Raw genomic sequence first — 6,330 nt, forward strand, 5'->3', positions numbered from 1 at the left:
GCTTCCCTCTGCGCAGTCCTGCGAAAGGGAGACCACGCCCGCACCGGGCACTGACCAGAGAGGAACGGTCGCCATGACCTCCGCAGCACCCCGACCCACCCGCACCACCCCGTGGAAGAAGATCGCCCTCACCGGAGGTGTCCTGCTCGCCGCGGGAGCGCTCGCCGGCGCCGGCGCCTTCGCCGTGTTCACCGACTCCGACACCGCCGAGACGACCGTCGACGCGGGTCAGCTCGACATCGTCGCCACCGGCGACTGGGTGATCGAGGACATCGCCCCCGGCGACACGGTGCAGCGCCCGCTGCTGATCGAGCTGCCGAACGCGACGAACGACGGCGACCTCGTCGAGTCCGTCCGCTTCTACCAGGACGTCACCGCCGAGACCCTCGGCACGGACGACCCGGCGCTGACCGGCCTCGGCGAGTCGCTCGTCACCGGGACCGACGGCCTCGACTACCGCCTGCTCACCTGCTCCGTCGCCTGGACCAACGACGACGCCGCCGGAGAGGCCGGCCCGTACGACTGCGCCGGCACGACGACCGTCACCTCGCAGGGCAAGCTGTCGACCATCGGCGGCGTCGCCAACGCGATCGACTTCACCCCGGCCGACTTCGGCCTCGCCCCCACCGCCGACGGCACCTTCCCGTCCGACACCGGCACCGGCGCGACGCTGAACTCGCTCGTCGAGCTCGTGCTGCCGACGGCCGCCGACAACGACTACGAGAACGCCGCGGCGACCATCACCTACACCGCTGCCGCGATCCAGCGCGACGGCCTCCAGCAGTAGTCCCCTCGTCCGCGCCCGGCCCTCGCGGTCGGGCGCGGACCCCCTTCTTCCCCCGGAGTCACCATGCATGCCGCCCGCGCGCTCGGAGCCGTCCTCGCGACGGTCCTCCTCGCGCCCGCGGCGAGCGCCGAGCAGCGCGACGTCCTCGACGTGCGCGAGCGCTCCTCCTCCACCCTCGCCCTCGCCGACCTCGCCCCGGGCGACTCGTCGGAGTGGGCCGCGGAGGTGACGAACACCGACAGCACCGGGCACGCCCTCGCGGTCGGCTTCGACTCCGACGGCGCGTTGCCCACGGACGAGGACGGCCTCCGTCTCGCGGTCGACCTCTGCGACTCCCCCTTCGACGCCGTGCCCCAGCTGACCCCCGAGGGCCGCACGATCGAGCGCTTCACCTGCGCGTCGGGTGACGTGCCCCTGGGCGCCGGGCCCGCCTCGGCCCTCGGCCGTCTCGAGACCGCCCGGCCGATCGCCGAGGGCGCGACCGTGGGCGTCCGGGTGCGCGTCGCGTTCCCGGAGTCGGCGGGGAACGCGCTCGAGAACGCGGACGGGTCGCTCCGGGTCGTGTTCTCGGTGGCGGGAGCGGATACGGGATCCGGCGCGCCGATCGCCGGTCCGATCCCCGACGTCGGCCCCGCCTCGCCCGGCGGCCTCGCCGTGACCGGCCGCGACCTCGGCGCCGCTCTGCTCGGCGCGCTGCTCGCGCTCGGCGCCGGTGTGCTGCTCGTCCGCCGCAGCCGGGAGGAGTCCGCGTGATCCGCCGTCTGCTCGGCGCCCTCGCCGGCGTGCTCGTCGCCCTGCTCGCTCTCGCGGGCGTCGCCGCGTTCGCCCTCTCGGCCCTCGGAGTGATCCGCCTCGTGCCCGTGCTCTCGAACTCCATGGCCCCCGGCATGCCCGTCGGCTCGCTCGCCGTCACGATGCCCGCCGCGCAGTCCGAGATCCGCGCGGGCGACGTGGTCGTCTTCACCGACCCCACCGCCTCCTCTCGCCGCGTGATCCACCGGGTGACGTCGGTCTACTCCGAGGAGGAGGCGGCGCAGCTGCGCGACCACGACGCGGGAGAGCTCGCCCTGACCACGAAGGGCGACAACAACGCCGCTGCGGACCCGTGGATCCTGACCATCGCCGACGACCGCGTCTGGCGCGAGGAGGCCGTCGTGCCGCTGCTCGGCTGGCCGGGGATCGCGCTGACGACCCCGGAGGCGCGCTTCGCGCTGTTCGCGGCGGGCGGGGCTCTCATCGTCACGGCCGTGCTGGTGGTCATCTGGCGCAGGCCCGGCGCGTCGGCATCCGCTCCCGCAGCCGGCGCGGCCGCTCAGCCCGAGCCCGCCGCCGAGGCCGCCCCGTGAGCGGCGCCGCCCACCGCGCCGAGCGCCCCCGCCGCCGGATGCTGCTCGCCGCCGGTCTCGCCGCCGCGCTCGTCCTCGGCGGCGCGGCCACGGCCACCGCGCTCTTCGACGCGCGCGACACGGCCGTCGCGGGCGCGCGGGCCGGAGTCGTCACCGTCTCGTTCAGCGCCACCGCCACGACGACCGTCCCCGTCGCCGTGACCGGGCTCGTGCCCGGAGGCACCGCCCGCCGCCTCGTCGACGTCACCAACACGGGCACCGTCGCCGTCGCGGCCCTGCAGCTCGAGTCCTCGGCCCCGGTCGTGGGGGCGAGCAGCTCCGACGGCCTGCAGATCGCGCTCGACCGCTGCTCGCAGCCCTGGTCGACCGACGGGGCGACCTGCGGCGGCACGATCACTCCGATCGCGCCCGACCGGCCCGCCACCGCGCGGATCGACCTGCCCGCCTCCCCCGCCTTCGCGGTCGGAGCGACGGATCACCTCCGCCTGACCCTGCGGCTCGCGGAGTCGTCGCCGACCGCCGCGCAGGGCACCACCGGGTCGATCGCGCTCACCGTCATCGGCGTGCAGCGGCCGGGCCGCCACCTCTGAGTACGCAACCGAGGTCGGCAGGGTCGGTATCCGTCGTCCGGGCGCTCTCCGGGCCTCCCGACCTCGGTTGCGGACAGCGTCAGGGCCGCGCCAGCGCCGACACCGCCTCGTGGAACGTGTCCACGCCCGCCGCCACGCCCTCCAGGCTCAGCGCCGTCCAGGTCCCCCCGGTCCGCACCACGACGCCCAGCTCCTCCGCCGGCCGCGTCAGCGTGCGCCGCAGCTCCAGCACGAACAGTCCCGGCCGCGCCTCGCGGACCTCGGGGCTGCGTCGATCGGGCAGCATCACGGCACCCCTCCGTCCTCGCCCGGGAGCGTCAGCGGTAGACGCTCCACTCCTTCTTGATCACGCGGGTCTCCTGGCCGTTGACCGAGACGATCCACTCGCCGTCCTTCTTGGCCAGGACCCGCCCGCGCAGGTACTGGGGCTCCCAGCCGTCGGCGCGCGGCACCCACTTCACGAATCGCGCGAACCGCCCCGGCGCTACGTCGTCTCTCGACATGATCGACTCCCCTCGTCCTCCGGCGGGCCTCGCGCTCCGAGTCGGTCACGCGTCTCCACCGGGATGTGAGGACTGTAAATCGGGCTTCTCGAATGTGAGGAGACCGTTGACTCCACGACGATCGTCTGGCAGTGCCACCTGTGCGCCGCACGCGACGGACCGCTCAGACGGGAAGCGAAGCGGTCGCGGAACCGGGTTCCCCTCCCAGCGCCGCCGTCCCTACCCTCGATGCATGACCTCCTCCGATCGCGAAGCCCGCCTCGCCGACGTCTTCGTCGCGCTCGCCGACGCCCTGCGCCCCGAGCACGACGTCATCGACACCCTCGACACGCTCGTGCAGGCGGCGACGCGCTTCACCGCGGCGGCGGACGCCGGCATCGTGCTCGCCGACGCCGACGGCGTGCTGCACGTCATGGCCTCGACGAGCGAGCGCGCGGCCGAGCTCGAAGAGGAGCAACTGGGCACGACCGAGGGCCCGTGCCTCGAGGCGTTCCACGGCGGAGCGGTCGTGGAATCGGCCGACCTCGCCGCGACCGACCGCTGGCCCGACTTCTCTCGCACCGCCCTCGAGCGCGGATTCCGCGCCGTGCACGCGACTCCGCTGCGCCACCGCGACCGCACCCTGGGCGCGATCAACCTCTTCACGAGGGAGCCCGGCCCCTTCAGCGACAACGACATCGCCGTGGTGCAGGCGCTCGCCGACGTCGCGACCCTCGGCCTCGTGTTCAGCGAGACGCTGCGGGAGCAGAACGACATCGCCGCCCAGCTGCAGCGGGCGCTCGACTCCCGCGTCGTCATCGAGCAGGCCAAGGGCGTGCTCGCCGAGCGGCAGAACATCAGCGTGGACAAGGCCTTCACCCTGCTCCGCGCGCACGCCCGTCGCACCGGCGCGAAGCTCCGCGACGTGGCGCACGGAGTGGTCTCGACCACCACCACGCTCTAGGGCCCCTACGCCCCGACTGCCGCGCTGGCAATCCTCTTCACCCCGGGGTCGCCGCGGGCGCAGGGTGTCCGGCATGAGAAGACTGCACTACTCCAGCGGCCACATGCTCGTCGGGGACGTCACCTGCAAGGCCGTCCTCCGCTACGCGCGCGCCCTCGCCGACGTCGGCAAATCGGACGTGGTGCAGATCCCCGTCGTCACCGAGGGCGGGAGCCGCGCCTACGCGCACCTGCTCATCGGTCCCGCCAGCCAGCTCTACTCGACCCCGGTCGAGAACAGCCAGGGCGACGATCCGATCGACGAGGAGGTCGTCGCGCACATCGAGCTGGAGACGCGGCGGATGCAGCCCGCCCGCCCCTCGTGGAGCGACGAGATGGCCGACATCCCCGACATCGACTTCCTCGACTTCACCGACGCGTCCAGTCCGTGGCGGCCGACATCGTGATCGGCATCGGAGCAGTCAACCCCCGGACCCGAACGCACAGGCTCCCCGTAGCGTGGAGGATCTGCGCGGATCGGAGCGTGCGGGCACGGCGTCCGCCCGGGACGTCTGCGACGGCGGGAGACACGATGGGCAGACTGTTCTACGACTCGAGCACCGAGGCGGACTTCGAGGATCGACTCCTCGCCCACCTGCAGGTCGTGATCGGCACCAAGCTCGGCAAGGGCGAGCGCTTCTACCTCTCGTGGAAGGACAGCAGCGGGTCGGGCAACGGGCGCACCGCCCTCTGGCTGCACCCCGCGATCCCGCTGCGCTTCAAGTACTTCGGCGGGCGCGCGCCCGCGATCAACCCGGAGTGGATCCGCCGACTGCTGCAGGACTCGTACACCGCCCAGGGCCTGCGCATCACGGCCGAGCCCGAGTCAGCGGTCCCGGATGCGGCGGCGCGCGCATGACGCGCGTCGAGCTCCACTACGGCGGCCGCCTCTACACGATGGGCGACGTCTCGGTGCAGGAGGCGAAGCAGCTCGTCGCCGAGGTGCTCGCGACAGAGCCGCACTGGCTCGAGGTGAACCAGGGCGAGGGCGACCTGCGGACCGCGCACCTGCTGCTGACGCCCGGCGTGGCCCTCGCCCTCAGCGTCGCCGAGTAGCGGGCCGCGGCACCGCGACCGGATGCGCAGGGCGCGTCAGGCGCTGCTCCCCCGCGGCGCCGCGGTCGCCGGTGCGAGCAGACCGATCAGATCCTCCATCGTGTCCACCCGAGCCGACCCGGTCGCGCCCAGGGCGCGGTACGACGGCGGATCGGTCGGCAGCACGTAGCCCAGGGGCACGCCGTCCTCGGCGACCGTGAGCAGCACCTCGCCGGCGAGCGCATCGGGGGCGCCGATCTCGATCCGCCGCGAGCCGATCGCCGCTGTCTGCGGCTCCTTGCGCGCGAAGTGCACCCACTGGGGTACCGCACCGGTCATCGTCGTCCACCTCTCGTCGATCGTCCCGCCGACGCTACGTCGGGGCGGGAGCACGGTGGAGAGGGTTCCCCCTGCGCGCCGCGGGTGATATCCCGTCACCGGCGCGGACCGACGACGTGCCGGCAGCCGATCCCGTCGCGCCGCAGACCGTCGCGCTCGAGTCGGAGGCGCACACGGACTCGTCGCGCGTCGGGCAGCGCCAGCGCGGCCCAGCCCCGCTCCTCCTCCCGCAGCGCCCGCATCCGGGCGAGCGCCGCCGTCCGGGCGTCCAGGCACGCCGACTCCGCGATCCTCCGCAGCTCGTCCTGCAGCAGCTCGAGCTCGAGGGCGGTCGCCCGCAGCACGACGACCCGGTCCTCGCGCGGGGCGGAGCGGCGGACCCGGCGCACGACCCGCCGGCCCGTCGCGATCGGCCGCTCCTCCGCCTCGGCGACGACCGTTGCCGCCGGATCGAGCACCGTTCCACTCATCGGATCCCCCTCACCGCGCTCCGGAGAGGATCCCGGAGCGTGCTGTCCCCCGCAGTCCTAGCCGCCGCCCGCTCGAGAGCTTCACCCCCTTGCCCGGGGCCCTCGGATGTGGTGGGCACGGCGGCGCGGTCGCCGTTCGAGCCGTCGCCGTCCGCGCCGCGCGCCGCACGCCTCTGCGCAGCACCGCTTGCGGGACTCCGACGGCGTCGATCCACCGAGCCGGGCGACCTCCGGGATCCTCTCCGGAGCGCGGTGAGGGGGATCCGATGAGTGGAACGG

Annotated in this window: 12 protein-coding genes; 8 read left to right on the plus strand and 4 right to left on the minus strand. The window is 73.9% G+C overall.

The genetic code is table 11. From position 1 onward, the window contains the following. Nucleotides 1–73 precede the first annotated feature (73 nt). The 4 genes from IOC53_RS15350 to IOC53_RS15365 all read left to right on the plus strand — a co-directional run bounded on the left by IOC53_RS15350 (nucleotide 74) and on the right by IOC53_RS15365 (nucleotide 2,723). A complete protein-coding gene (locus IOC53_RS15350) occupies nucleotides 74–787 on the plus strand; it encodes a TasA family protein (protein WP_207407044.1) in 714 nt (237 codons plus the stop codon). A 63-nt stretch (nucleotides 788–850) separates the two neighbouring features. Then, on the plus strand, nucleotides 851–1,540 hold the full coding sequence (locus IOC53_RS15355; protein ID WP_207407045.1) for a hypothetical protein: 690 nt from the start codon (nucleotides 851–853) through the stop codon (nucleotides 1,538–1,540). Next, nucleotides 1,537–2,133, plus strand: coding sequence for a signal peptidase I (locus IOC53_RS15360; RefSeq protein WP_207407046.1), 597 nt, complete (start codon nucleotides 1,537–1,539; stop codon nucleotides 2,131–2,133). The genes IOC53_RS15355 and IOC53_RS15360 overlap by 4 nt, the downstream gene beginning before the upstream one ends. After that, a complete protein-coding gene (locus IOC53_RS15365) occupies nucleotides 2,130–2,723 on the plus strand; it encodes a peptidase (RefSeq protein ID WP_207407047.1) in 594 nt (197 codons plus the stop codon). The genes IOC53_RS15360 and IOC53_RS15365 overlap by 4 nt, the downstream gene beginning before the upstream one ends. Before the next feature lie 79 nt (nucleotides 2,724–2,802). Here the strand turns inward: IOC53_RS15365 and IOC53_RS15370 are convergent, their stop codons facing one another. Together IOC53_RS15370 and IOC53_RS15375 are read right to left on the minus strand one after the other, a co-directional pair. Next, entirely contained in the window at nucleotides 2,803–3,012 is a 210-nt protein-coding gene (locus IOC53_RS15370) for a hypothetical protein (RefSeq protein WP_207407048.1), read from the minus strand. 28 nt (nucleotides 3,013–3,040) lie between these two features. Beyond that, on the minus strand, nucleotides 3,041–3,226 hold the full coding sequence (locus IOC53_RS15375; RefSeq protein WP_207407049.1) for a hypothetical protein: 186 nt from the start codon (nucleotides 3,224–3,226) through the stop codon (nucleotides 3,041–3,043). A 232-nt stretch (nucleotides 3,227–3,458) separates the two neighbouring features. On the opposite strand from IOC53_RS15375, the gene IOC53_RS15380 reads away from it, so the two are divergent. From IOC53_RS15380 to IOC53_RS15395, 4 genes are all read left to right on the plus strand, one after another. Next, nucleotides 3,459–4,169: a GAF and ANTAR domain-containing protein gene (locus IOC53_RS15380; RefSeq protein WP_207407051.1), complete on the plus strand. Its 711-nt coding sequence runs from the start codon at nucleotides 3,459–3,461 to the stop codon at nucleotides 4,167–4,169. 73 nt (nucleotides 4,170–4,242) lie between these two features. Next, nucleotides 4,243–4,614, plus strand: coding sequence for a hypothetical protein (locus IOC53_RS15385; protein ID WP_207407054.1), 372 nt, complete (start codon nucleotides 4,243–4,245; stop codon nucleotides 4,612–4,614). 125 nt (nucleotides 4,615–4,739) lie between these two features. Beyond that, nucleotides 4,740–5,066: an ATP-dependent DNA ligase gene (locus tag IOC53_RS15390; protein ID WP_207407056.1), complete on the plus strand. Its 327-nt coding sequence runs from the start codon at nucleotides 4,740–4,742 to the stop codon at nucleotides 5,064–5,066. Then, nucleotides 5,063–5,263 carry a hypothetical protein gene (locus tag IOC53_RS15395; RefSeq protein WP_207407058.1) on the plus strand — a complete coding sequence of 67 codons (201 nt, stop codon included), beginning with the start codon at nucleotides 5,063–5,065 and terminating at the stop codon, nucleotides 5,261–5,263. The genes IOC53_RS15390 and IOC53_RS15395 overlap by 4 nt, the downstream gene beginning before the upstream one ends. A gap of 36 nt (nucleotides 5,264–5,299) precedes the next feature. On the opposite strand, the gene IOC53_RS15400 is transcribed toward IOC53_RS15395, so the two are convergent. Together IOC53_RS15400 and IOC53_RS15405 are read right to left on the minus strand one after the other, a co-directional pair. Continuing rightward, nucleotides 5,300–5,581 carry a hypothetical protein gene (locus tag IOC53_RS15400; RefSeq protein ID WP_207407060.1) on the minus strand — a complete coding sequence of 94 codons (282 nt, stop codon included), beginning with the start codon at nucleotides 5,579–5,581 and terminating at the stop codon, nucleotides 5,300–5,302. Between the two features lie 95 nt (nucleotides 5,582–5,676). After that, a complete protein-coding gene (locus IOC53_RS15405; RefSeq protein ID WP_207407062.1) occupies nucleotides 5,677–6,051 on the minus strand; it encodes a hypothetical protein in 375 nt (124 codons plus the stop codon). Nucleotides 6,052–6,330: the final 279 nt, after the last annotated feature.

The organism is Rathayibacter sp. SD072 (assembly GCF_017355185.1).
GTDB lineage: Bacteria > Actinomycetota > Actinomycetes > Actinomycetales > Microbacteriaceae > Rathayibacter.

Excerpts from the sequence above, each read along its gene's own strand:
- IOC53_RS15400 (WP_207407060.1), bottom strand. The coding sequence starts at position 5,581 with ATGACCGGTGCGGTACCCCAGTGGGTGCACTTCGCGCGCAAGGAGCCG.
- IOC53_RS15355 (WP_207407045.1), top strand. The coding sequence starts at position 851 with ATGCATGCCGCCCGCGCGCTCGGAGCCGTCCTCGCGACGGTCCTCCTC.
- IOC53_RS15380 (WP_207407051.1), top strand. The coding sequence starts at position 3,459 with ATGACCTCCTCCGATCGCGAAGCCCGCCTCGCCGACGTCTTCGTCGCG.
- IOC53_RS15350 (WP_207407044.1), top strand. The coding sequence starts at position 74 with ATGACCTCCGCAGCACCCCGACCCACCCGCACCACCCCGTGGAAGAAG.
- IOC53_RS15390 (WP_207407056.1), top strand. The coding sequence starts at position 4,740 with ATGGGCAGACTGTTCTACGACTCGAGCACCGAGGCGGACTTCGAGGAT.
- IOC53_RS15405 (WP_207407062.1), bottom strand. The coding sequence starts at position 6,051 with ATGAGTGGAACGGTGCTCGATCCGGCGGCAACGGTCGTCGCCGAGGCG.
- IOC53_RS15385 (WP_207407054.1), top strand. The coding sequence starts at position 4,243 with ATGAGAAGACTGCACTACTCCAGCGGCCACATGCTCGTCGGGGACGTC.
- IOC53_RS15395 (WP_207407058.1), top strand. The coding sequence starts at position 5,063 with ATGACGCGCGTCGAGCTCCACTACGGCGGCCGCCTCTACACGATGGGC.
- IOC53_RS15375 (WP_207407049.1), bottom strand. The coding sequence starts at position 3,226 with ATGTCGAGAGACGACGTAGCGCCGGGGCGGTTCGCGCGATTCGTGAAG.